The 23,455-nt window shown below is 70.0% G+C and carries 23 protein-coding genes and 1 pseudogene; 20 read left to right on the top strand and 4 right to left on the bottom strand.

The genetic code is table 11. The features are described from left to right. From WBA97_RS10525 to WBA97_RS10440, 18 genes and pseudogenes are all read left to right on the top strand, one after another. Positions 1 to 224, top strand: a pseudogene (locus WBA97_RS10525) (hypothetical protein); the annotation flags it as partial. A gap of 22 nt (positions 225 to 246) precedes the next feature. Next, positions 247 to 480 (top strand): hypothetical protein, encoded by a 234-nt coding sequence (locus WBA97_RS10520; protein WP_424230557.1) that lies wholly within the window; start codon positions 247 to 249, stop codon positions 478 to 480. Positions 481 to 534: 54 nt separating this feature from the next. After that, on the top strand, positions 535 to 1,143 hold the full coding sequence (locus tag WBA97_RS10515; RefSeq protein ID WP_424230556.1) for a helix-turn-helix transcriptional regulator: 609 nt from the start codon (positions 535 to 537) through the stop codon (positions 1,141 to 1,143). 193 nt (positions 1,144 to 1,336) lie between these two features. Continuing rightward, a complete protein-coding gene (locus WBA97_RS10510) occupies positions 1,337 to 1,819 on the top strand; it encodes a YbaB/EbfC family nucleoid-associated protein (protein ID WP_424230555.1) in 483 nt (160 codons plus the stop codon). Further along, the gene (locus WBA97_RS10505; RefSeq protein ID WP_424230554.1) at positions 1,816 to 2,691 is read left to right on the top strand and encodes a hypothetical protein; all 876 of its coding nucleotides are present in this window, start codon (positions 1,816 to 1,818) and stop codon (positions 2,689 to 2,691) included. The genes WBA97_RS10510 and WBA97_RS10505 overlap by 4 nt, the downstream gene beginning before the upstream one ends. Continuing rightward, positions 2,688 to 4,394: a hypothetical protein gene (locus WBA97_RS10500; protein WP_424230553.1), complete on the top strand. Its 1,707-nt coding sequence runs from the start codon at positions 2,688 to 2,690 to the stop codon at positions 4,392 to 4,394. Before WBA97_RS10505 ends, WBA97_RS10500 begins: the two co-directional genes overlap by 4 nt. Positions 4,395 to 4,406: 12 nt before the next feature. Next, the gene (locus WBA97_RS10495; RefSeq protein ID WP_424230552.1) at positions 4,407 to 4,751 is read left to right on the top strand and encodes a hypothetical protein; all 345 of its coding nucleotides are present in this window, start codon (positions 4,407 to 4,409) and stop codon (positions 4,749 to 4,751) included. Continuing rightward, on the top strand, positions 4,748 to 5,347 hold the full coding sequence (locus WBA97_RS10490) for a WXG100 family type VII secretion target (RefSeq protein ID WP_424230551.1): 600 nt from the start codon (positions 4,748 to 4,750) through the stop codon (positions 5,345 to 5,347). The genes WBA97_RS10495 and WBA97_RS10490 overlap by 4 nt, the downstream gene beginning before the upstream one ends. 288 nt (positions 5,348 to 5,635) lie before the next feature. Continuing rightward, entirely contained in the window at positions 5,636 to 6,124 is a 489-nt protein-coding gene (locus WBA97_RS10485) for a hypothetical protein (protein WP_424230550.1), read from the top strand. 23 nt (positions 6,125 to 6,147) lie between these two features. Then, a complete protein-coding gene (locus WBA97_RS10480) occupies positions 6,148 to 6,384 on the top strand; it encodes a hypothetical protein (protein ID WP_424230549.1) in 237 nt (78 codons plus the stop codon). Positions 6,385 to 6,402: 18 nt separating this feature from the next. After that, positions 6,403 to 6,957, top strand: coding sequence for a hypothetical protein (locus WBA97_RS10475; RefSeq protein WP_424230548.1), 555 nt, complete (start codon positions 6,403 to 6,405; stop codon positions 6,955 to 6,957). 248 nt (positions 6,958 to 7,205) lie between these two features. After that, positions 7,206 to 7,358, top strand: coding sequence for a hypothetical protein (locus WBA97_RS10470; RefSeq protein WP_424230547.1), 153 nt, complete (start codon positions 7,206 to 7,208; stop codon positions 7,356 to 7,358). Positions 7,359 to 7,565: 207 nt separating this feature from the next. Further along, positions 7,566 to 8,126 (top strand): hypothetical protein, encoded by a 561-nt coding sequence (locus WBA97_RS10465; protein WP_424230546.1) that lies wholly within the window; start codon positions 7,566 to 7,568, stop codon positions 8,124 to 8,126. Positions 8,127 to 8,448: 322 nt separating this feature from the next. Continuing rightward, a complete protein-coding gene (locus WBA97_RS10460) occupies positions 8,449 to 11,214 on the top strand; it encodes a 1-deoxy-D-xylulose-5-phosphate synthase (RefSeq protein ID WP_424230545.1) in 2,766 nt (921 codons plus the stop codon). After that, the gene (ispG, locus tag WBA97_RS10455) at positions 11,207 to 12,340 is read left to right on the top strand and encodes a flavodoxin-dependent (E)-4-hydroxy-3-methylbut-2-enyl-diphosphate synthase (RefSeq protein ID WP_424230544.1); all 1,134 of its coding nucleotides are present in this window, start codon (positions 11,207 to 11,209) and stop codon (positions 12,338 to 12,340) included. Before WBA97_RS10460 ends, ispG begins: the two co-directional genes overlap by 8 nt. Positions 12,341 to 12,384: 44 nt before the next feature. Continuing rightward, on the top strand, positions 12,385 to 13,386 hold the full coding sequence (locus WBA97_RS10450) for a polyprenyl synthetase family protein (RefSeq protein WP_424230543.1): 1,002 nt from the start codon (positions 12,385 to 12,387) through the stop codon (positions 13,384 to 13,386). Positions 13,387 to 13,410: 24 nt separating this feature from the next. Continuing rightward, a complete protein-coding gene (ispH, locus tag WBA97_RS10445; protein ID WP_424230542.1) occupies positions 13,411 to 14,370 on the top strand; it encodes a 4-hydroxy-3-methylbut-2-enyl diphosphate reductase in 960 nt (319 codons plus the stop codon). A 722-nt stretch (positions 14,371 to 15,092) separates the two neighbouring features. Further along, a complete protein-coding gene (locus WBA97_RS10440; RefSeq protein ID WP_424230541.1) occupies positions 15,093 to 16,412 on the top strand; it encodes a hypothetical protein in 1,320 nt (439 codons plus the stop codon). Between the two features lie 34 nt (positions 16,413 to 16,446). On the opposite strand, the gene WBA97_RS10435 is transcribed toward WBA97_RS10440, so the two are convergent. The 4 genes from WBA97_RS10435 to WBA97_RS10420 form a co-directional block, all read right to left on the bottom strand. After that, a complete protein-coding gene (locus tag WBA97_RS10435; RefSeq protein ID WP_424230540.1) occupies positions 16,447 to 17,283 on the bottom strand; it encodes an IclR family transcriptional regulator in 837 nt (278 codons plus the stop codon). Between the two features lie 160 nt (positions 17,284 to 17,443). Next, complete coding sequence (locus tag WBA97_RS10430; RefSeq protein ID WP_424230539.1) at positions 17,444 to 18,802, bottom strand: hypothetical protein; 1,359 nt, start codon at positions 18,800 to 18,802, stop codon at positions 17,444 to 17,446. Between the two features lie 717 nt (positions 18,803 to 19,519). Then, on the bottom strand, positions 19,520 to 20,341 hold the full coding sequence (locus WBA97_RS10425) for a methyltransferase domain-containing protein (protein WP_424230538.1): 822 nt from the start codon (positions 20,339 to 20,341) through the stop codon (positions 19,520 to 19,522). Continuing rightward, positions 20,338 to 21,600: a SufS family cysteine desulfurase gene (locus tag WBA97_RS10420; RefSeq protein ID WP_424230537.1), complete on the bottom strand. Its 1,263-nt coding sequence runs from the start codon at positions 21,598 to 21,600 to the stop codon at positions 20,338 to 20,340. Before WBA97_RS10420 ends, WBA97_RS10425 begins: the two co-directional genes overlap by 4 nt. A 378-nt stretch (positions 21,601 to 21,978) precedes the next feature. Here WBA97_RS10420 and WBA97_RS10415 point away from each other — a divergent pair, with 378 nt between their 5' ends. Next, on the top strand, positions 21,979 to 22,338 hold the full coding sequence (locus WBA97_RS10415; protein WP_424230558.1) for a hypothetical protein: 360 nt from the start codon (positions 21,979 to 21,981) through the stop codon (positions 22,336 to 22,338). A 356-nt stretch (positions 22,339 to 22,694) separates the two neighbouring features. Then, positions 22,695 to 23,381, top strand: coding sequence for a hypothetical protein (locus WBA97_RS10410; protein WP_424230536.1), 687 nt, complete (start codon positions 22,695 to 22,697; stop codon positions 23,379 to 23,381). The last annotated feature ends 74 nt before the right edge of the window (positions 23,382 to 23,455 follow it).

Here is a 23,455-nt window from a genome sequence, read left to right as displayed (position 1 = left end):
GTCCGGGTGCGCCCGGCAGCGGCGTACCGGGAGCACGCGGTCTCGGCACGACCGGTTCGCCCATGGGCGGCGGTGGTGCCCCCGGCGGTCGCAGCCGCGAGGAGGACGACGACGAGCACCAGCCGGCGAGCTACCTGGGGGGCGACGTGGAGATGTTCGCGCCCGGCAGCGTGGTGTCCCCGCCGGTGATCGGCGACTGGCATGGCAACCAGGACTGGAAATGACCGCGCCAGAAGGGCGGTGCGCGTGGGACTGACCATCTTCGCCGGGGATCTCTTCCTGCGCCTCGCCCGCACCGGGGCGCTCGTGCTCGAACCAGGGCAGGCCGACCGGATGATCGCCGATCTGACCGCGACGCTGGCCGTGGTGCGGGCCCGCCGCGAGCCGGAACAGGCCCTCGAGGAGTTGCCCAAGTACATCGAGGCCTTCCGGCTCTCGAAGACCTTGCGGCCACCGAACGATCGGCTACCTGGTCATTGAGAGTTTGTGAAGACAGGTCCAGCACACTCCCCCCGACTGCAGGGGAGGTCAGTTGTGGAGCGCGTGCGCGTCGCCGTCCAGGCACCCGATCCCATCAGCGCCGCCGGTCTGGCGAGCTGTTTCCGGGGCGGCACGGGCTTCGACCTGTTACCCGCCGAGCGACGGGCGGACGCCGACGTCACCGTCGTGATGGCCGAGGCGTTCACCCAGGACGTCGTCGCCGCGTTGCGCAGGGCGGCGGCGGAACTCGGCACCCCGGTTTTGCTCGTGATCGACGAGATCACCCGCGCCGAGTTGCTCACGGCGGTGGAATGCCGGGTGGTGGCGGTGGTTCCGCGTGCCGCGGCGACCGGCGACCGGCTGCGGCGCGCCGCGGAGGTGGTGGTGGCGGGCGGTGGAGTCCTGCCGCCGCCGCTGGTCGGCGAGCTGATCAGGCACGTCGAGGAGATGCAGCGGGAGGTGCTGTCGCCGCGTGCCATGACCGCCCGCGAGATCGACGTGGTGCGGCTCATCGCGGACGGCATGGACACCATCGAGATCGCCAAGGAACTGAGTTTCTCCGAACGCACCGTCAAGAACGTGATCGCGGGCATGACCACGCGGCTCAACCTGCGCAACCGCCCCCACGCCGTCGCCTACGCGATGCGTGCCGGGGTGATCTGAACTCCGGTTGCCCGAAAGGGAAAGACGCCGATGGCTGTTCGGGCATACCAGCACCGTTTCGGTCGTCGTGTGCCTGACCGGCGTGGCTACCCTCGCCGACGAGGGACAGTCACGCCTTCGCCGACCAAACGTCCAGCGAGGTAAGGAAATGACGATGTCGAACAGCGGCCCGCAGGTCGGCTCCTCTGGATGGTTGACCGATCTGCAGGAGCGGGCCACGAAACTGCAGGAGGACATCGGCAACGCGGTGGTCACGCTCAGCTCGTCGGACGAGTCGGTGACCGTCACGGTCGGCCCGAACGGCGCGCTGCACAACCTCCACCTCGGACACCGCGCGGCGGGTCACTCCCCCACCCGGCTCACCGCGCTGATCATGGACACCGTCCGCACCGCGCAACGCAGGGCGGCGGAGCGGGTGTCCGAGGCGTTCGTCCCGTTCGGCAACCCGGCACTCGCCGAGCAGACCAAGAAGTTCATCACCTATGAGCCGCCATCGGACGAGCAGGCCCCCTCGGCGGACACCGGACCGGACCCCGACAAGTTCGTCCCGGCCGACCTGACCGAACAGCAGGCACGGCAACCGGAACCGCCGCGCCCGGCACCGCAGCAGGCACCGGGCCGTCCCGTGCGGCGGCCGGCCGCCGATGATTCCGACGACAACCTGGAGCCGTGGTGACCATGACAGAATCCAGCAGCTCCGGCCCCGGCGGGCTGGTCGGTCAGTTCGCCGTCGAGATCGAGCACAAGATCAAGCAGCTGTCGAACGAGGCCAAAGAGGAGGGTGTGCCGATCGTCGGCCACACCCTGGAGGGACTGGACAACGTCGGCGACGGCGGTGGCGGTGCCCTCGATCCGTTCGCCCAGCTCTTCGCGTCCGGCTTCGGCTGGATCATCGACTCGGTCAGTTTCCTGCGTGAGCCCATCGACAAGCTGGACGGCGACGCCTCCGCCGTGCAGACCGCGGTCGACGCGATGAAGACCATCACCGAGAACCTGACCTATGTCGCGCACGGGCACCGCGAGGACATCCCCAGCCTGGACGACTGGCAGGGTGAGGCCGCGGAGGCGCATCGCGCGAGCATGAAGCTGCTCCACGAGGAGCTACTCGGCCTCGCCAAGGTGGTCGAGGGGCTCGGCACGTTGACCGCCGTGTCCGGCGCCATGGTGATCACCCTGCGGAAGATCGTCCGTGAGCTGGTCGCCACCGCGATCGGCTCCATCATCATCATCCTGGCCGCGGCGGTCGCCGCGGCGTTCTGGACGTTCGGCGCCTCGATCGGGGTGGGCATCGCCGCCTCCGTCGTCGCCGCCATCGCCGTCATGATCGAGTCCGCCCGGCGCATCACCATGCTGCAGGAGGCACTCGGCAGGCAGACCGGCCGGATGAGTGAGCTGGAGGGCATCGCCGAGGACATCTCCTGGCAGCTCGAACGGTTCGAGAAGTCCACCGGAGGTCCCTCGGCCGGTGGGTCGGGATCGTATGGCGGGCAAGGCAACCCGGGCCACTCCTACCCGGGTCAGGTCCAGGACGGGGAGTACGTCGTATGACCACCGCAGGCGGCGGTTTCACCGTAACCGGTGACATGATCAACAGCTTCGGCAACCGGCTCTCCGGCCGGTCCGAGGCCGTTGGCACCGCGGCGACATCGCTGGGGACGATCGAGGTCACGCCGGACATGTTCGGCCCTGCCGCCCAGGAACAGGGCTTCACCACGGCGATGGCGCAGACCACGCAACGGATCACCGACCTGGTGTCGAAATCCGCGACGGCCATCGAAACCGCCGCCACGGGCACCAAGCAGACCGCGGAGGAGTACGCCGCGACGGAAGAGGGGAACACCTCTCAGTTCGGCCCGGGCAACGTCGGGCTGCCCGGCGACATGCCGCCCGGGGTGAACGGCCCGGGCGGCTACGGCGGCGGTTACGGCGGTGGCGGTTACGGCGGTGGATATGGCGGTGGCGGCGGCTACAACACCGGCGGCGGTTACGGCGGCGGCTATGGCGGCGGTGGCGGCGGCTACGGCGGCGGCGGATATGGCGGCGGCTACGACACCGGCGGCGGCGGTTACGGAGGCGGCGGCTACGGCGGCGGTGGTGGCGGCTACGGCGGCGGTGGTGGCGGCTACGGCGGCGGGATGGATGTCCCCATGCCCGACGAAGGCGAGGTCATCGACCCGGCCTTCGCCGATGGCGGCATGCCCGGCGGAGGCGGCTATGGCGGCGGCGGTGGCTATGGGGGCGGTGGTGGCTATGGGGGCGGTGGCGCGCCTGGCGGAGGCACTCCCACCTTCGTTCCCCCGGAGGTACCGCCGGTCGGCGCGAACCTGCCGAACCTGCCGGGTGGCCCAACGGCCACGAATGGCGGACCGCCGGGGCTGACCGACCCGTCGTCGGTACTGCCCCCGACCCCACAGATGCCGGGCAGCACGGGCCCGTCTTCCGCGCCGACGCCGCAGACGCAGCCCCAGACGTTCACCCCGCCACACGTGCCGCCGGTACCGACGATGCCGTCGATGCCGCAGATGCCCGCCGCACCCCCGACGCCGACCTCGGCGCGGCTGCCCGCGTCGCCGCCCACCGGCGGCGGCCAGGCGCCCACCGAACCGAGGCAGGCCGCCCGGCAGTGGACCGCACCGAGTGTGCCGGAGGTGCCCAAGCTGCCGGAGCGGCCGACCCTGCCGAACCAGGGCGAATCCCAGCCGATGACCCCACGCCAGTGGTCGGCACCGGCGGTGCCAGAACCGCAGAGACTTCCCGAGCACGCGCTGCGCGAACCCAGCCACGTCACCGACCCGGCGAACGCCGGTCTGCCGACGCTCCCGCCGCGTGACTTCGGGCCCCTCGGCGGCGGTGGTGGTGGCGGTGGCGGTTCGTTGCCCGACGGTGGTTCGGGGCCGGGTGGTGGTGCCGGCTTCAGCGGTGGTGGCGTTGGCACCCCCGCGACGCTCGGTGCGCCTGGCAGTTACACCGGTGCGATGCCACCGGGCGCGAGCATCCCGGCCGGGGCCATGCCTGGCGGCATGGCCCCGGGTGCCCCCGGCGGTCCGGCAGGCGCCCAGGGCGGCATGCCGATGGGCGGGATGGGCGGCGGTGCCGGCGGTGGCGGGCAGAGCGGCGACCAGGTCCGCAAGTCGGCCGGCTACATCAAGGGCGAGGAGATCTTCCAGGCGCCGGATGGCAATCCGCCGCCGCCGGTGATCGGTGGCGCGCCACCGAAGCCCCCGAACGCCCCGCCCCCACCCGCCGACTAGGACGACCGCACCATGAAACCCAACCCGCAGCAGACATCCGGCACGAACGCCGGTTTCGACGTCGATGTCAGCGCGTTGTCCGCGCACCACCAGCAACTCGGTGGGGTCGTGGACCAGCTGGCGGACGCGTTGCGGACCGCACTGGAGACACATCTGCCCGAGGAGGCGTTCGGGCCGTTCGGCGCCCCGCTCGCCGCGGCGATCAAGCCGACGGCCGAGACGGCGCAGAGCGCGTTCGAACGGGTCGTCGAGTCCGTCGGCGCAGAGCGGGACGGTGTCGACCAGACCGCTCGCACCTACGACGAGTCCGAGCGCGTGCACACGGGCGGGTTCCACCGTCTGCTGGAGGCGGAATGACCGCCCAACGCGCCGACGCGCTGCACGAGATCAACGAGTCGGTGCGGCGTGGTGACTGGGCACATCCGGACAGCGTCGTGGTGCCCGGCGGCGCCGAGGGGCTCGGGCCCGCCCCGGACCCGGTGGACGCACTGTCGGACACCGGCATCCCCGGCCTGCTCGACCAGTTGCAGCCGTTGCGCGAAGCACAGCGGTGGTTCGCCGGGGACCCCGGCGCGGTCGCCCAGTACGCGGAGAACTGGCAGCGGGTGGCCACGCTGGCACAGGAGGCCAGCACCCAGTTCGAGTCCAGCGTGGCCAGGAACACCGCGGCATGGGCGGGCGGCGCGGGCGAGGTGTACCGGGAGAAGGCCGCCACCCAGCAGGACGATCTCGACATGGTGGTCAAGGCGGCGGAGTCGATCGCCGCCCTGGTGACCGCGGCCGGGGACATGGCGGGCAGCACCAGGTTACACATCCAGGAGTCGGTGACGCACTGCGTCACCGACCTCGTCGACCGGCTGCCGGACTACTACAACGTGCTCAACTCCGGCCACCCCGCCGCGCTGAACACCGTGCTCGCCGACGTCGCCGCCATCGTCGACGGCTGGGCCTGATCCCGAGGAGGTGCACACATCATGAGGCCGGCCAGACCACTCCCACCACACGGTGGCTCCACGTACCGACCCCCACGGAGCACCTCGGCGCCGACCGCCGATCCCTACACGGGCCACTTCACGCCCAGCCGGATCAGCGACGTCGCGGGCAACGCCGCATACAGCGGCGATTCCTTCGCCCAGACGAGCCGGACCATGCCGCCGCTGATGGACCCGTACGGCCGGCCGATACCGGTGCCGGTCCGACCGCCGACTCCTCCTCCGGACCGGTACGGGAACCTGTCTCACATGGACCCCTACTACGACGGGGAAACGGATCCGGCCCGGCACCCGTTCCCGGGGCAGTCGGTGTCGCGACCGTCCCCCGAGCGGCTCAACAGGTTCTACGGCCTCGAGTTCGGCCCGGACGGCACCTTGTACGGCAGGGGAAACCGGCCGTTCGAGACGAGTTCCGGCAACACACCCTTCGGCGAGGGCGGCCGAGCGATCTTCGTCATGGACCGGCACGGCAAGATCTTCGCGTCGAACGATGTCGAGCCCGGCGAGTTCCACCATTCGAGTCTCGGTGGCGGAGAACCCGTTGCCGCCGCCGGTGAACTGGCTGTCAAGAACGGCCAGATCCAGTACGTCACCGCGGCGAGTGGACACTACAAACCACAAATGGCGCAGATGTACAACCTCAAGCTCGAACTGGAAAGCCAGGGCATCACCGGTGTGCCGATCTACGACCACCTTGGACCTTACGTCAATCCGCCGATCTTCGTCACGGGGCAATGATGACTACTGAATATGCGGGCGAGATGGACCATCTCGTCTATTCGTTGTTCAGCGCGCCGGGGCTCACCAAGGAAGCCGCGGCCGGGCTGGCCAACACGATCCGCGGCGGTCGTTACTTTCCCGGCGAGCAGGACAGGTACGCCAAGGCCATCGAGCAGGCCCTGGCCCGCCCGGACTCGATAACCGCCGCCATGCGGCCGCCCTACAGCGAGACAGAAGTGCGCGCGTTTCTCGGCCTGGTACGCGAAGGACTCCGATGACCACACGGAAGGCACGCGGTGGAAACCACAGATGAGATCGCCCGGCGGATCACCGAGTGGCGGGCAGGGGTCGCGGAGCAGGCCAAGCGGTACGACGCCGCGAGCCGCGCGATCGACGGGGTGTCGGTGACCGAGACCGCCGCCGGCGGCGCCATCATGATCACCGTCGCCTCCTCCGGCATCCCGACCGACCTGCGGCTCGGTGCGGACGTCGGCCGGATGAAGCCGGACCAGATCGCCACCCAGATCATGGCGTGCCTGCGGCGGGCCCAGGCACGGCTGGCCGACCGGGTGGGCGCGGCGGTCGCGGACACGGTGGGCGGCGGCGCGGGAGCCGAGGCCATCGTCGGGCAGTACCAGCACCGCTTTCCGCCACCGCAGGACCTGGCCGGCCAGCCGCCGTCGCCGCTGGAGGAGAACGCCGACTTCGGACTGTCCGCAATGGACGCCGAGCCCGCGCCCCCTGCTCACGTCGCCCCGGTCCGCGACCAGCCCGCCGCCCCGGCACGTACGAAGCACCACGCACCGCCCGGCAACGACGACGTGGAGGACTGGAGCGCACGACCCTGGTAGCTCACCGCGGTGCTTTCCGGGGCTCGACCTCGCCCCGGGGTGCAACTCCAGGACCCGATCGGCCCGATCACCGCGCTGCTTCCCGCGGCAGCACTCGCGTAGCCCGGCCCCGAGGTCTCGGCCTCCGGCCCCAAGGGCTTGCGCCCTCACGGACCCGATGTCCCGAAAGGCGCTTTCAGGACGTTGAGCGTCCCGAAAGCGCCTTTCGGGGCATCGGTGTCGCGCTTCGCCCGGACAGGACCGTGGTGGTGGGCAGTCACGGCACGTTCATCGCACGAGCCCTGATCGGATTCGGGCTGACCGGTGTCGACTGGCCCTTCAGCCACGCGATGCCGATGCCCGCGATCTATCGTCTCCACCTCACCGACGGCGCGACACACGCCGCCGGGCCAGGACTCTGAGCGGGACCGAACCGCACCGGACAGTAAACCCCCTCACATCGCTGTCGCACAACCATGTCCAGCCCGGCGTCGCCGTACATCGACGAGACACCCAAAACGTGGATCACCGGCGGAAAACTGGCATTCCGCCACCCGGCACGGCTTATTCCCTCCAGGTGTTGGTTACGCCCACAGTAACCAAGTTCGGTTTCCCCTGAAGGAGTTCCCATGTCACAGAAGACCATGCCCATCCGCAGATTCGTCCGGGGCCTGTGCATCGCGCTCGCCGCGGTGGCCATGACGACGCTCTCGCTCACCGTGGCCGCACCGGCCCAGGCAGCCGGCGTTGACGCGTTGTGCACCCTCGGCTCGGACGCGTACACGTTCAGCCCGGGACTGGGGCTGCTCCCCGCCGCCAACACCTTCACCGCTGCCGGAGTTTCCTCGAGCACCTGTGCCGTCGCCCCCAGCGGCGTCACCGGCGTCACGCTGACCTCAGCCAGCGGCAGCGGCAACGTCGGCTGCGCCACGAGTTCCGGCGTCAGCGGCACGGCCCTGTTCACCTGGTCGGACTCGGTCACCAGCACGGTGGCGATCAGCGGCCTTGTCCTGGGCCTGTCCGGCGCGGCGAAGATCGTGACGCTCAGCGGCACGGTCTCCTCGGGCCGCTTCACCGGCGACACCGTCACCCTCGTCTACCTGTCCACCGCCAACACCCTGCTCTGCCTGTCCGGCAGCCTGACCAACGTCCCGGGTGTGACCACCGCACTCACCTTCACCTCCGTGTAAGGCACGCCCAACGCCCGTTCGGCCGCCATGTCACGGCGGCCGAACGGGCCGCGGCACGTGTGACCGCCACCCGCACCAGTTCCACCCCCGTCGATCCCAACGCCACCAACAACAACGCCTCGGACAGCTGCTTCGTCGTCTCCATCCTCCTCGCCACCTGCCAGGCCCCGCCGGGCAGACACGGACGGGTGGGCAGACACGGTCTGCCCACCCGTCTCTCGGTTACCGGAGAAAAGTGTGCCGGCTGCCGGAACGACCGGATGCGACGAGGTGGCGCCGGGTGCACAGTGGAGGCTCGTTCCCATGAGGCAGAAGGGAAGTCATGGACGTCGCGGAGCTGGTCTGCGTTCCGTTCCCCCGTCGTGAGATCAACGCGGGGACGCCCGCTGTGCGTCAGGCGACGATCGGCTGGTTGACCGAGCAGGGTCTGCTGACCTCGCGGGCCGACGTCGAGGAGTACGACGTCATGCGCCTTGACGTGCTGACCGGCTTGGCCTATCCGCGTGCCGGTGGGGACGGACTGCGACTCGCCAGCGACTTCACCGCCTGGTTCTTCCTCTTCGACGACCAGTTCGACGGCGAACTCGGTGCCGATCCGGGACGAGTCCGCCGGGTGGCGGATCGCATGCTCGGCCGTCTCAGCGGTGATGGGCCGTCGGCGGCATCGCATCCCCTGGCGGAGGCGCTGGCGGACCTGTGGAAGCGCAGCATTGCGTCGAGGTCGGACTCGTGGCGGCGGCGCATGCTGGCGAGCATCGAGGCGTACCTGCGCGCGTTCGAGCAGGAGGCGGCATTCCGCCGGAGTGCGCGGGCTCCGGGAATATCCGAGTACCTGGTGAACCGTCGGCAGAGCATCGGCATTCCGGTGTCGCTGAACCTGTCGGAGTCCGTGCTGGGCTACGAGCTGGCATCCGAGGTGGCGGACCATCCGCTGCTTCACGAGCTCATCGCGCTCACCGCCGAGCAGGTCACGCTCGTCAACGATCTTGTCTCGGCCGACAAGGAACGCGCCGCGGGCGACATCAACAACAGCGTGCTGATCCACGGTCTGGCGGTCGACGGTACGGACGCGGAGGCGCTCCGGCATGTGGCCGGCCTGATCGAGGTGCGGCATGCCCGCTTCGCCGAGGCGGCCGCCGCGCTCGCCCGTGTTCCGGGTCTCGCCGCGTCCGTCCGTCGCGACACCCGTCGGTACGTCGCCGCCATGCAGGACTGGATGCACGCGAACCTCATCTGGTCGATGTCCACCGACCGGTACCGCCAGAGCGACCAGGCGCCGGACCTCGACCGGCCGTGGCACGGCCTGATCCCGGCCGGCATCGTCCCGACGATCGACCGTCCCGACCACGTGCGCGCCATGCGCCCGCACGAACTGGTCGATCTGGCGGGCGAGGTGCGGGCCTTCCTGGTCGACCGGGTGTCACGCACCGGCGGTCACCTGGGTTCCAATCTGGGGATGGTGGAGATCTCCATAGCTCTGCACCGGGTGTTCGAGTCGCCCCGGGACGTGATTCTCTTCGACGTCGGCCACCAGGCTTATGTGCACAAGATCCTGACCGGGCGGCAGTCCGGCTTCGCGGGGCTGCGCCAGGCGGACGGGCTGTCGGGATATCCGAGCCGGGCCGAGTCCGTCCACGATGTCATCGAGAACTCGCACGCCTCGACGGCCCTGTCCTACGCCGACGGCATTTCGCGGGCCTTCTCGCTGACCGGCCAGGACCGTGCCGTGGTCGCGGTGGTCGGTGACGGGGCACTGACCGGCGGCATGTGCTGGGAGGCTCTCAACAACATCGGTGCGGACCCTCGGCGGCGGCTGGTCATCGTGGTCAACGACAACGGCCGCTCCTACGACCCGACGGTCGGTGCCATGGCCCGTCACCTGGCACGACTGCGGCAACGGCGGAGCGTGCTGGACGGATCCGCCCCTACCGAGGGCAACTTGTTCGAATGCCTGGGTGTCGCCTATGTAGGCCCGGTCGACGGGCACGACGTCCACGCGGTGGAGGCGGCCCTGCGCAAGGCGAAGGGGTCGGACACGGTGACCCTCGTGCACTGCGTGACGACGAAGGGTCGCGGCTACCGCCCGGCGGAAGCCGATCCGGTCGACCGCCTGCACGGGATCCCCGTGACCGACCCGGCAACGGGGATCCCCATGACGCGCCCGGCACCCAGTTGGACGTCGGTGTTCGCCGACGAACTCGCCACGCTGGGAGCGAGTCATCCAGAACTCGTCTGTATTACAGCGGCGATGCTGCGGCCGGTGGGCTTCGAGCCGTTCGCGACCCGGTTCCCCGGCCGGGTCATCGACGTCGGGATGGCCGAGCAGCACGCGGTCGCGTCGGCGGCCGGGCTGGCCTTCGCCGGACTGCATCCGGTGGTGGCGGTCTACGCCACCTTCCTCAACCGGGCCTTCGACCAGCTGCTGCTCGACGTCGCCCTGCACCGTGCGCCCGTCACCTTCGTGCTGGACCGCGCCGGGGTGACGGGTGAGGACGGCGCCAGCCATCACGGTATGTGGGATCTGGCGCTGTCGGGCCTGGTACCCGGCCTACGGGTGGCCGCCCCCCGCGATCCGCACAGGCTGCGCGAACTGCTCCGGGAAGCGGTGTCCGAGGACAGCCCCGCGCTACTGCGTTACCCAAAGGCGACCGCTGGTGCCGACATCGATCATCGCGAACGCCGCGACGGCCTGGATCTACTCACAGAGGCAACGGCCAAGGATGTCCTCGTGGTGTCCGTCGGACCCACGGCGGGCGCCGTGCTGGCGGCGACGACCGCGCTCGCGGCGGACGGCATCGCCGCCACCGTCGTCGATCCACGGTGGGTGCTGCCGGTCGCACCCGCGCTCGTGGAGCTGGCCCGGCCATACCGTGCCGTTCTCGTGGTGGAGGACGGGCTACGCCATGGCGGTGTCGGTGGCGCGGTGGCGGCGGCGCTCGCCGACGCGAACGTCGGGGCCCGGGTGCACGTACTGGGCCTGCCAACGCGTTTCCTTGCCCATGGACGGCGCGACGACATCCTGCACACCCACCGGCTCGACGCCGCGGCCATCGGCCGGACCATCAAGGAGTTGGTACCTCATGGTTGAGGTCTTCCTGCCCGCGCCAGGGCGGATGCCCCCGCCGCTGGCGCCCCGCAGGCTCAGCCGCCGGATCATGGTGGGCGGGGTGCCGGTGGGTGGTGGTGCGCCGGTGTCGGTGCAGTCGATGACGACGACGCTGACCGCCGACGTGGACTCGACGTTGCAGCAGATCGCGGAGCTGACCGCGGCGGGTTGTCAGATCGTCCGGGTGGCCGTGCCGTCTCAGGACGATGCGGAGGCACTGCCCGCGATCGCGGGCAAGTCGCGGATTCCGGTGATCGCCGACATCCACTTCCAGCCGAAGTACGTCTTCGCGGCGATCGACGCCGGATGCGCCGCCGTGCGGGTGAACCCTGGCAACATCCGGCGGTTCGACGACAGGGTCGGCGAGATCGCGAAGGCCGCCGGGGATGCCGGCGTGCCGATCCGGATCGGGGTGAACGCCGGGTCGTTGGACAAGCGCCTGCTGGCGAAGTACGGCAGGGCCACGCCGGAGGCGTTGGTGGAGTCGGCGTTGTGGGAGTGCTCGTTGTTCGAGGAGCACGGATTTCGTGACCTCAAGCTCTCCGTCAAGCACAACGACCCGGTCGTGATGATCCAGGCGTACCGGCAGTTGGCGGCGGCCTGTGACTATCCGTTGCACCTCGGGGTGACCGAGGCGGGACCGGCGTTCCAGGGCACGATCAAGTCGTCGGTGGCCTTCGGTGCCCTGCTGGCCGAGGGTATCGGGGACACGATCCGGGTGTCGCTGTCCGCGCCGCCGGTCGAGGAGGTCAAGGTCGGCAACGCCATCCTGGCGTCCCTCGGCCTGCGCGAGCGCGGTCTGGAGATCGTGTCCTGCCCGTCGTGCGGCCGGGCACAGGTCGACGTCTACACCCTCGCCGACCGGGTCACGGCCGCACTGGACGGGTTCCCGATGCCGTTACGCGTGGCCGTGATGGGCTGCGTCGTCAACGGCCCCGGCGAGGCCCGCGAGGCCGACCTCGGTGTCGCGTCCGGCAACGGCAAGGGCCAGATCTTCGTCAAGGGCAAGGTCATCAAGACCGTCCCCGAGTCGCAGATCGTCGACACCCTCGTCGAGGAGGCGCTTCGGCTCGCCGAAAACGGCTCCGGCGACACGGAGGCGACGTGAATGCCAACCCGCACAGCTTTCCCGCACAGCAGAAGGGAGCGTTGGTGAACGAGGTGCTCGGTCGGGCCAGGACACTGTGTGAGCCTGCGCTGCGCGCAGCGGTCGGCACACTCCCACCGGCCATCGCGGAGATCGCCGCCTACCACTTCGGCTGGCGCGACGCGGAGGGCCGGCCGGTCGCGGCGGACAGCGGCAAGGCATTCCGGCCCGCGCTCGTGTTCGCGACCGCGGCGGCGTTCGACAAGCACGCCGACGTTGTCCTGCCTGCCGCCGTCGCCGTCGAGTTGGTGCACAACTTCTCACTGCTGCACGACGACGTGATCGACGGCGACGCGACCAGACGCCACCGGGCCACCGCGTGGGCTCTCTTCGGCGTCCCCGCCGCCATCCAGGTCGGCGATGCCTTGCTGGCGTTGGCGATGGGAGTGCTGGCCGCCTCGACGGCGGCGCCTGCCGGACCGTCGCTGGCCATCCTGAGCCGGACGGTCGGCGAGCTCTGCGAGGGGCAACTGTCCGACTGCCGCTTCGAGACCCGCTCCGACGTGACCCGTGCCGAATGCGTCACCATGGCCACCCACAAGACGGGCGCGTTGACCGCTTGCGCGTGCGCGCTCGGCGCACGCCTGGCCGGTGCGGACGATCGGCGGGTCAGCGAGATGGCGACCTTCGGCCGACATCTCGGCCTCGCGTTCCAGTGTGTCGATGACCTGCTCGGGATCTGGGGCCTGCCGGGCACGACCGGTAAGCCGGTCGGCGCCGACCTGCGCGCCCGCAAGCGATCCCTGCCCGTGGTGGCCGCCATGACGTCCGGCACCCAGGAGGCGCGGAAACTCGTCGAGCTGTACACCGGTCCCGGCGAGCTCAGCGACGGAGCCGTAGCCGCGGCCACTGACCTCGTGGCGGCCGCGGGTGGCCGGGCGTGGACCCGGGACCTGGCCGATCACGAACTCGCCGCCGCCTACGCCTGTCTGGACCGGGTCGGCCCGCACGGCACCGCCGACGACCTGCACGCACTTGCGCGTCTGGTGACGCGGCGAGACCACTGACGGCCACGACGAGAGGATCCCTCGATGACCGACCAGGACAACGCCCTGCCGCGCACGGTGCTGCTGGCCTCGCCCCGCTCGTTCTGCGCAGGCGTCGAGCGGGCCATCGAGATGGTCGAACGGGAACTGGACCGGCGTGGCGCCCCGGTGTATGTCCGCAAGCAGATCGTCCACAACACCCATGTCGTCAACGATCTGCGCGAACGTGGCGCGGTGTTCGTCGAGGAACTCGCCGAGGTCCCGAACGGTTCTGTCGTCGTCTTCTCTGCGCACGGCGTCGCACCGGCCGTGCACGCCGATGCCAGGGCGCGCGGACTGACGGTGGTCGACGCGACCTGTCCGCTGGTGGCCAAGGTCCACGCGGAGGCCCGCAGGTTCGCGACCCGCGGCGACACGATCGTGCTCATCGGGCACCCTGGCCACGAGGAGGTCGACGGCACGCTGGGCGAAGCCCCGCGGGCGATGGTGGTGGTGTCGACCGCGGCCGAGGTCGAGCGGCTGGAGGTCGCGGACGCGGGCAAGGTGTCGTACCTGACCCAGACGACACTCGGGCAGGACGAGGTCAGCGAGGTTGTCGCCGCGCTGCGGGCCCGTTTCCCGCAGCTGCGCGAGCCGCCGTCGGACGACATCTGCTACGCGACCACCAACCGCCAGAACGCGGTCCGGGCGGTCCTCGACGAGGCCGATGTCCTGCTCGTCATCGGATCGACGAACTCCTCCAACACGTTGCGGCTCGTGGAGATGGCACAGCGCGAAGGCCGCGATGTCCATCTCATCGACGGGCCGGCCGACCTGGACCCGGCCTGGCTCGCCCATGCCTCGACCGTCGCCGTGACCGCGGGCGCCTCCGCCCCGCCCCACCTTGTCGACGGCGTCGTCGCCGCCATCGGTGAGCTCGGCCCCACCACGGTGACCGAACGATCCGTCATCGAGGAGACGGTGCGCTTCACGCTCCCCGGCCGGGAGCCGACCCCACCCGGATAGAACCGAACGGAGACCGGCGAGATCGCCGGACTCTCATCCCCATCCGGAAATCGACCAGAATCCTGGGAGGCATCGTGTTCGCCACAACCGTACCTGGTATCACCGTCGCCACCAACGCGCCTGCCAGCGCCCTGACCGAGGGTGCAGAAGTTGGAAAGCGTCGGAACCAAGTACAGAGATCATGGCGTCCTGAAAGCGATCTCGCTGACCCACCGGCCCGACGCCGACGACCCGTACTCCGACGGCAACGCCTCCCGGGCGCGACCCGTCAGGCCACGTGCTCTTCCGGGAATCCGCGTTCACACAGTTCAACACCGACTTCAAGGACACCTACTTCTGGCACCTCTACCAGCTCATGCCGTTCACGATCGGACGGATGCGGCTGATGTTCCTGCCGCCTCGCACCGTCTACCCACTGCACCGCGACACAGCCGACCGCGCACACATCGCCATCACCACCAACCCCTACGCCCGCCTGTTCAACGGCGAGGGCGAGACCTTCCACGCGCCCGTCGACGGGCGCGTGCACCGGATCTACACCCGGGGCGAACACTCCGCCTACAACGGCAGGCCCCACGGATCGGGTACACTTGGTCATGGCGCTGTCCGACACGGAGACGACAGAATCGGTCGTCCCCAGCGCATGACCGCCGCTCCTGCCTCGGCCGCAAGCTCCGCGACCACCATGGCCGTATGGTGGGTTCAACGACGAGGTGACGGCGATGGTGGAACAGCTTCCCAACGGTCGGTTGCGGACGCTCATGGCCGAGGCGGGGTTCACCGGCCCGGAACTCGTCCGGCGCATCAACCAGGCGGGCGCCGAGGCCGGCCTTGACCTGAGGTACCAGCGGCCGTCGGTCGCCCAGTGGCTTTCCGGCGGACGACCGAGGACGCCGGTGCCCGAGTTGGCCGCCGAGGTCTTCACCCGGGCGCTGGGCAGGCGGATCACCCCTGCCGAGACCGGACTGACCGGCCACGACGGCCACGGCGCGCAGCGCGGCGACCTGTCCGCGTGGTGGCAACGCCCCGCCGCGGACGTGGTCGCCGACTCCGCACGGGACCAGCCCGTACCCCCGCCCTTCGACATCGCCGCACTGGTGGTGCCCCGGTGGCCTGCGCAGGCGTCCTACGGCACCGCACGACCGCCATCTGGACCGCACCGCCCGGACCTGGAGGACGTCCGGTCCGCAGAAGCCATGCTCGCGCTGTTCGCCTCCGCGGACTCCCTTCTCGGCGGCGGGACCGTCCGGACCACGGTCGGCAAGTATCTCCGCCACAGCCTTGCCCCCTGGCTGGCCGCGAACACGTCGTCCGGAGTACACCGGCAGCTGCTGGTCGTGGCGTCCAGTGTCAGTTACCTCTGCGGGTTCGCCTGTTTCGACGACGACCTGCAGGGGACCGCTGAGCGCCACTACCTGACCGCCCTGCGCCTGGCCGCCGAGGCCGGGACAGGCGCCGGCTACGCGGTGGCCTTGCGTGGCTTGAGCATTCAGGCGGTGCACCTTGGCCACCACGCGGCGGCGGTGACGCTGGCCGATGGGGCCGTGCTCGCGGCGGGCACCGGGGCACCCAGGCGCCTACAGGCCTTTCTGCTCGGTCAGCAGGCCGTGGCCGCCGCCGCGGACGGAAATCGCCGGGATGCCGTCACCGCCCTGACCGCGGCGGAGGAGAACCTGGCACTGGCGGAAGGGCTGCCAGGGCCGGTCGGTGCGTACCACCAGTCGGCCTTCTCGTTCCAGGAGGCGGAGGTACGTGCCCACGCGGGTGACCGTGCCGGCGCCGTACGTGCCCTGCGGACGTCGAACCGCCACCGGCCGGTGAGCGAACGCCGGTCGCGTGCCGTGGTCCTCGCCCGGCTGACCGGGCTGCACCTGGATGTCGGCCAGCTCGACGATGCGTGCGCGACCACGGTGGACTTCCTCGACACCCTCCCTGGCGTGTCGTCGACGCGGACCAGGATCGCGCGCACCGCGTTGCACGCGAGACTCACGCCCCACACGGAGTACCCACCCGTGCGGGCCCTGCTGACCCTTTTCGACTGACGGACACTGCCTCAGCGTTGTCCGCCCTCGTGGGTCAGGCCTCGTCACCGGTCGAATGCCATGGCCAGCTCTCGTGACTGGCGACGGTTGTGCCCCTCGGTCGTCTGCGGATCAACTCGGTGTTTCCCCCGGTGCGTCTTCGGACCGCGGCCGACGCCGCACGGGCGATCTCGCGGTGGATGCGCTCGGAGACCTTGTCGAAGGGCATGTTGCCCCGGCGGACGCGCACCACGGCCGCCACGGGCCCGTAGATCCCGTGGACGGGAACGGCGAAGTCGATCACGCCCTTGGCGTGGTCGGGGACCCACGATGCCGCTCCGCGACGGCGAAGGGCAGCGAAGGAGGCCTCGAGTTGACGGCTGTCGGGGATTGGCCATGGGCCCTTGCCGGTGAAGGTCGGAAAATCCCGGTGAGCGCACAGCAGGCGCCCCGCGGCCGACCGCATCGCGGCGACGCGGTCCGGCACGGGCGGGATGTCCCAGTGCGCACTGCTGCGAACTATCCGGATGGTGACCGCGTCGTAACCGTCCAACACGGCAAGGTAGACAACGTCGCCAGTGCGGTCGTAAAGGTCGACCAGGAAGGGCGTCAACGCGTTTCCCACAACCGCCATGGCGGCATGGTGGCCCAGCCTGCGAGCCCGGGGACCGACGATGTAGCCGTCGGGCAGGTACGAGGCCATGCCGTGGTCGGCGAGGGTGCGCAGAAGGCGGAAAGCGGTCGACTTCGGAATCCCGGTCAGCCTGGAAACTGCGGACGGCCCGATCGGAATATCCATGTGAGACAGTAGTTCGACGAGGCGGATAGCCTTGCCGAGCATGTCCTCGTGGGTGGTGCCGGCAGGCTGAGAAGAGTCGGTGACGGGTTGCACCCAGCCATTACACGACACCCTTGGGCAGCACCGCCTCCTCGGCATTGTTAGGAACCGTTAATCCTCACTTGCCGTTAATCCCGGAAAAATTTACCGCGCGACAGCACCCAATTCGTGGCCTCGTCACCACCAGGTGACGTCGTTTACCAGGACGCCACCGTCACGTCTGAGGGTCCCGTCGCGCGGAGGGCGTCCGCTGCCACGACGAGCCAAGACGAGCCAACAGCGCCTTCGCGGGCGGGTAGCCGCCGTGCGGCAGGAGGCCCGCCCGGAGCGCGCGGCGCGCGGACAGGGCACGAGCCGACCCCAGTCCGTCCTGGACGGCGAGGAACTCCGCGCCGTCGACGCAGGCCTGGTCCAGGTGACCGGCCGCGAGATGCAACTCGACAAGCCGCGCCAGGACGATTGCCCTGGCCCGGCGCTCCTCCCAGGACCGCGACCGAACCGACTTCCGCAGCGCCCGTACGGCCCCCGCCTGGTCCCCGACGCTTGCCAGGACCGCGGCTTGCTGGTAGGCGAACGCCCCCCAGTGGTAGGCGGCGACCGGGGTTGGCGTCGTGTCGGCCCGGGAGAGGCGCCGCTCAGCGGCTCCCAGGGCGCGGAAGGCGCCCGCCCGGTCGTCGGACGTCGCGGCCGCGACGGCGTACTGGCCAAGCAGGAACGCCTTCAGCCGCGGGGACACCCGGTTGCCCGCGGCATGCAGCGCCCCATCGGCCAGGTCCATCGCGACATGCGGGTGGCGCAGGTGCACCGCCTGCACGCTCATCGCCCGCAACGCGGTGCCGTACTCCGCGCCAGAACCCGATTCGACGGCCAGCCGCAGAGCGGTCAGGTAGTAGCGCTCGGCCGTGCCGTGCTCCTCGTCGTCGAAGCAGATGAAGCCGCAGAGGTAGGTCATCCGTGCCGCCACGACGAGCAGGCGCTCACGCACCGAAGGCGACGCGCCCGCCCGCAGCCACGGCACCAGTGTCGAACGCAGGTAGGCGGTGGCCGCCCGGCGGACGTGGCCGCCGCCTAGCGCCGACTCCGCCGAGGAGAACAGTTCCAGCGCGGACTCGGCGGCCTGGACGTCGCCCGCGCCGGCACGCCGGACCTTCGTCACGGCAGGGCCGGTCAGGGACAGTGTCACCGGCCACCGCGGCACGGCGAGTACGGCGGTGTCGTAAGGCAGAGGCGGGAAGCGCTCGACCGAGGACTCCGCGACCACCGCGCCCGCTTGGCCTCGCCACCACTCCAGCGGTCCGAGCGTCAGCCCGGGATGCCCGCCCTCGGGGAGCATGCCGGTGTCCTCCTGGGTGACGTGCCTGCCCAACGCCCGGGTGAACACCTCCGCCACGAGCGCGGGGACGGGTGGCCGGGGCCGACTGCCCGCCAGCCACTGGGTCACCGAGGGACGCTGGTAGCGCAGGTCCACGCCGACCTCCGCGCCCGCGCGATTGACACGCTCGATGAACTCGGGGCCACTCAGTCCGGACTCCGCCAGCAGCGCGCGCAACCGCGCGTTGTGCGACCGCTCCATGGCATCCCTCCTCTCGGAGCCGGCACCCGCCAAGGGGTTGGTCAGATCGCGCGAGGCGGGTGCAACAATGGCCCGCCCTGCCGGCTCAGGCCGCGCAGCGCGGCCCGCGCGAGACGTCCGGACCAGGACGAAAACAATCCCACGAGGAGATTTTGGGCCGCCACCGGTTCGCCGCGCAACCACCCCGGCTTGAATTGACCGAGACAGACCAGGCGAGGCGCTGATCAGGAACGCTACCGGCGGCGGGACACCGACAGGTTAAGAAACACGGTCGGTCAAGACCTGAGCTCGCCACCGCGGCACGCGAACCGGCGGTGGAGGTGTCGCGTCGGGCACGTACACGCGGTGGTGCGAACGGGTGCCGGACCCGGGCGGCGACGATGGCCAACGCATCGCTGGGAAACCCCACGAATATCCGCGGCCGGGCTGGTTCGGCACCAGGTTGCGGCCAGCGAACGCGCTGTGTGAAATCCCGCGGAGCTGCCAGCCTGGACGAATTTACGCGCGTCCTTACGGATAGGTTCGCAGGGTGGGGACAATACGAATATGAAGCATTCGCTGGGTTGCCCGACCGTTGAGACGATCGCCGCCGGCGCGACCGCTGCGCGTCGTGTTCGTGGTGAGCCAAGGGACACTCCACCGCCCGCACCCCGGGCGCCATACGGCCCGGCCGCGGGGCGGGTGTGGAGTTCGGGTGTCCCTGTCGGCCGGCGGTGTCTATCGGGTGGCGGTGATGATCTCGGCGCTTGTCGTGCCGTGCAGCGGACCTTGAGCCGGACTGTCCTGGAGTCCGTGGAGTATCTCGTCGTGGAGCGCTGTGCGTTCCGTTGGTTCGAGGGCCTTGATGTCGGCGGCGACGGCCGAGAAGTGGTAGACGGTGTGCAGGTCGGTTGGCCCGGCAGGGAAGGTGATGGGCAGCGTCGCGGTGTGGTGCTGGATGTCGGTGAAACCTGTTCCGGCCAGCAGTCCGCGTGCGTCGCTTGGCTCCAGTGCCCACGGGGTGCGGAAGCGTTCCGCGGCCGCCGGGCCGAGGATGGTGTCGACGGCGCTGTGCAGGGCGCGGAAGAGGGGGTTGCGGTCCAGTCCGCTCCAGATCGCGACTCCCACCCGGCCGCCCGGGATCGTCACCCGATGCCATTCGGCGACCGCGGCGGGCTTGTCGGGGAAGAACTGCAACCCGTGCTGGCAACACGTGAGGTCGACGGCGGCGTTCGGGAGGTCGGGCAGTGGAGCGGCGGCCGACTGGATGTAGTTGGTGGGTGCGCCGCCGTTGGCGGCTTTGGCCGTGGCGATGTCCAGCATGGCCGGGTTGATGTCGACGCCGGTCACCCTTCCGCCGGGTCCGATCAGGGTGGCCAGGACCCTGGTGACGGTGCCAGGGCCGCAGGCGATGTCCAGTGCCCGGCTTCCTGGCGGCGGAGCCAGCACGCCGGCGAGGTAGGTTGCCCACGGGTGGAACAGCGCCGGCACGAGGACGGCGTCATATGGTCGCAGGTGATCGAGATCCGCGGTGGAGAAGCTCTGCTGCCAGCTGGTCACGATGCCTCCTTCGCGCGGATCGTGATGAGCTCGTCCACCAGCGCGTCGACGTCGTCGGTGGTGTTGTAGAGGTAGGTCGACAGCCGGGCGCTGGCGGTCAGGCCGAACCTGGCGCAGGCGAGTTGGGCGCAGTGGTGGCCGGCCCGGATGGCGATCCCGGCGCGGTCCAGCTGCCGGGTCAGGCTGACCGGGTCGATCCCGTCGACGGTGAAGGAGATCACCGCGCCTCGGTCCTCGTTTTCCCTCGGCCCGAGAATGTTGACGCCAGGCAGGCTCAGCAGCCGCTGCATCGCGTAGCCACACAGCTGGCGGTCATGGTCGCGGACGCGCCGCATGCCGGTGGCCGTCAGGTAGTCCACCGCGGCGGCCAGGCCGGACACCTCGGCGACGGGTGGGGTGCCGGCCTCGAAGCGGTGCGGTGGTGCCGCGTAGACCATCTCGTGTGCGTCCAGGTGCGCGAGCATGTCCCCGCCACCCAGGAACGGAGGCAGCGCGTTCAGCAGGTCGGCCCGGCCCCACAGCACACCGATTCCGGTGGGGCCACACATCTTGTGGCCGGTGAAGACGAGCAGGTCGGCGCCGAGTGTCCGCACGTCGACCGGCTGGTGCGGCACCGTCTGCGAGGCGTCGACGAGCACGAGGGCCCCGACCTCGCGGGCCCGGTGGATCACGTCGGTCAGGTCGTTGAGCGTGCCGAGCATGTTCGAGGCGTGAGTCACGGCCACCACCTTGGTATCGGCGGTGATGACCCGGGTGAGCTGAGAGGTTTCCAGCCTGCCGTCGTTGTCGAGCCCGAGGTAGCGGACGTGCGCTCCGGAGCGCTGAGCGGCCAGGCGCCACGGCACGATGTTCGAGTGGTGCTCCATCTCGCTGAGCACGATGCTGTCACCCACCCGAAGCGCGAGCGGCGGGTCGGCGTGGGTCAGGCACTGTGCCGCGAGGTTGATGGCCTCGGTGGCGTTCTTCGTGAAGACGATCTCGTTGGCCGCGGCACCGACGAAGGTGGCCACCGTTGCCCTGGCGGCCTCGTAACGCGAGGTGGCCTCGGCCGCCAGTGCATAGATGCCACGATGAACGTTGGCGTTGAACCGGGTCATGGAGTCCTCGACCGCCGCCAGTACGGCGCGTGGCCGCTGGGCGGTGGCGGCGTTGTCGAGGTAGGTCCGGCACAGCCGGGTGCCGCGGTGCGGTGGATCGTCGAAGAACGCGAAGTCAGCCCGGACCGCTGCGGGATCGATCGCGAACGTCGTGGTACTCATGAGATCTCCTGTCATGGCAACGGCATGAACACACCACGGTTGTGGCCGCCCCAGATCGTCACCCGCTGATTCCACGGCCACCATGTGACTTTGGTACCGGTTCGATGCGCGCACAAGCCGTCGTTCCGCCGAATGGAACGCGGATGCCGAGCCCACGGCGGAAGTCTGGGCCGACCGTACGGCGGCCGAGTGGGCGATGTCCGGTGTCCACCAGGTGTTCCTCGGGACGGCACACCTGGTGGACCCGGCGATACGGGCCGCCATAGATTGCGCCCCATAGATGAAAGAGCGCGCGCCAACCGCACCGGTCCGCGGATCCAGGGGGCAACTGGTCCAGTCGGGAAAGCCTGAACCACCCAGGAAGGTGTCGATTCCGGGATTCGCGGGCGAACAGGCCCCGCATCCGCTACGGGCACCCAGGCAACCAACACCGGGCCTGACGCCGTCGTCTCAGCCGACGTCGTCACCGCCGTTCCCACGGCGACGACGTCGGTGTCCAACCTCGGACCATGCAGCTACAACGGCTCCCTCAAGCAGGTCACCTGCCCGGTCGGCGCGCTCGCCGCGAGTGCCTCGGCCTCCTTCACCTTCCGGGCGAACCTGTCCCTGCTCTCGGTGGGACTGCCGCTGCAAGGCGGCGCACAGCGCACCGTGAGTTCCCCCAACGACCCCAACCCCGCCAATGACTTCGACACCGCCAACTGCCTCGTGATCACGGGCCTGATCATCCTCTGCTGACAACCGACCGCTGGACCGCCCGCGTACCGCGGGCGGCCCAGCCGGTTGCCACCACAAGCGTGGTGGACCCCGTTCACGTCGTTCGGCGATTTCCCAGTGGTGGCAGGCTGTTCGGCAGCGCGGAGATCAGGTCCTCGGTGAAGCCTGGCGGTGTCCCCCGGGGGGCTCGATCCATCTTGATCAGGCGACTGTCCTCCGCGAGGTAGGACAGTGGCCCGCTGGGCGGCGAAGACCCACTCCGCGTGGGTGACGAACCGCGTCCACCATCGATCGGACACCACGGGCCGGGTGCGTCGACACAGGTCCGCCACCGCGGCAGGCAGCCCGACACCACCCGTTCCCGTCCTGTCCTCGTGGTGGAGCAGAATGTCGCCGAGCAGGTCCTGCAGCGTGACGAACGCCGTGCCACGACCGGTGAACACCGCGATGTCCTGCTGGTCGTCGAGGAAGAACGGGACCGCGAACCACTGCGAGAACAGCACGAGGTCATCCGCCTCGGCGTGCGGGCAACCGCGCGCGAAGAGATCGGTGTAGGCGACCTCGTCGAACGCGCGAAGCCGTTCCGGAGTGGAAATCAGCCCGAACCGCGACGACCAGGCTTTGGTGCTGTCGTGTGCCTGCGCGGTGAACGGGTTCCGCGCCGCCGGAAGATGCGACGAGGTGATCCCGAAGCTTCGCATTGCGTTGTCGCGCGTTCTTTCCGAAGGTCCCACCGCAGGTTCTCCGCTACCCGGCTGTCGATCGCGCGGGCGACCGCGCCGCGGGCGTCGCTGCGATCGATGCCGGCTGTACTGGCGGGATGCCAAGCCGTCGCCGAATGCCTCTCTGGCCCGTTCGTAGAGGAGGCCGCCCTTGTCGAAGCTCCGGTCGTGGTTGAGTACGTGCCAGGTGAGCTCGGGGTCGCACACGACGACGGCCTTGATCGGGCCGACCCGGACCTACACCACTTTTCCGTAGGCCGACAACGATCGGCAGAATGCCAACGGGTCACGGTGGGCGAGTTGACGAGTCATGTCGTGGACCTCCCGGACGAGTCTGGTTAAGCCGAGTCGGTGCCGCACCGGGTCCGGACGAGCCGCCTGCGCTGGTTGGCGGCGGCTCGTCCCGGCCGGTGCGG

It is taken from the genome of Actinophytocola sp., assembly GCF_049647105.1.
Classification (GTDB): domain Bacteria; phylum Actinomycetota; class Actinomycetes; order Mycobacteriales; family Pseudonocardiaceae; genus Actinophytocola.
Note: the sequence above shows the minus strand (reverse complement) of the source record. Positions and strands in the feature narration are given on the sequence as shown.

Bases quoted from the DNA above. Each gene is read 5' to 3' on its own strand.
- WBA97_RS10500 (WP_424230553.1), top strand. From the start codon at position 2,688: ATGACCACCGCAGGCGGCGGTTTCACCGTAACCGGTGACATGATCAAC.
- ispH (WP_424230542.1), top strand. From the start codon at position 13,411: ATGACCGACCAGGACAACGCCCTGCCGCGCACGGTGCTGCTGGCCTCG.
- WBA97_RS10465 (WP_424230546.1), top strand. From the start codon at position 7,566: ATGTCACAGAAGACCATGCCCATCCGCAGATTCGTCCGGGGCCTGTGC.
- WBA97_RS10490 (WP_424230551.1), top strand. From the start codon at position 4,748: ATGACCGCCCAACGCGCCGACGCGCTGCACGAGATCAACGAGTCGGTG.
- ispG (WP_424230544.1), top strand. From the start codon at position 11,207: ATGGTTGAGGTCTTCCTGCCCGCGCCAGGGCGGATGCCCCCGCCGCTG.
- WBA97_RS10430 (WP_424230539.1), bottom strand. From the start codon at position 18,802: ATGGAGCGGTCGCACAACGCGCGGTTGCGCGCGCTGCTGGCGGAGTCC.
- WBA97_RS10420 (WP_424230537.1), bottom strand. From the start codon at position 21,600: ATGAGTACCACGACGTTCGCGATCGATCCCGCAGCGGTCCGGGCTGAC.
- WBA97_RS10440 (WP_424230541.1), top strand. From the start codon at position 15,093: ATGGTGGAACAGCTTCCCAACGGTCGGTTGCGGACGCTCATGGCCGAG.
- WBA97_RS10485 (WP_424230550.1), top strand. From the start codon at position 5,636: ATGGACCCCTACTACGACGGGGAAACGGATCCGGCCCGGCACCCGTTC.
- WBA97_RS10480 (WP_424230549.1), top strand. From the start codon at position 6,148: ATGGACCATCTCGTCTATTCGTTGTTCAGCGCGCCGGGGCTCACCAAG.
- WBA97_RS10460 (WP_424230545.1), top strand. From the start codon at position 8,449: ATGGACGTCGCGGAGCTGGTCTGCGTTCCGTTCCCCCGTCGTGAGATC.
- WBA97_RS10495 (WP_424230552.1), top strand. From the start codon at position 4,407: ATGAAACCCAACCCGCAGCAGACATCCGGCACGAACGCCGGTTTCGAC.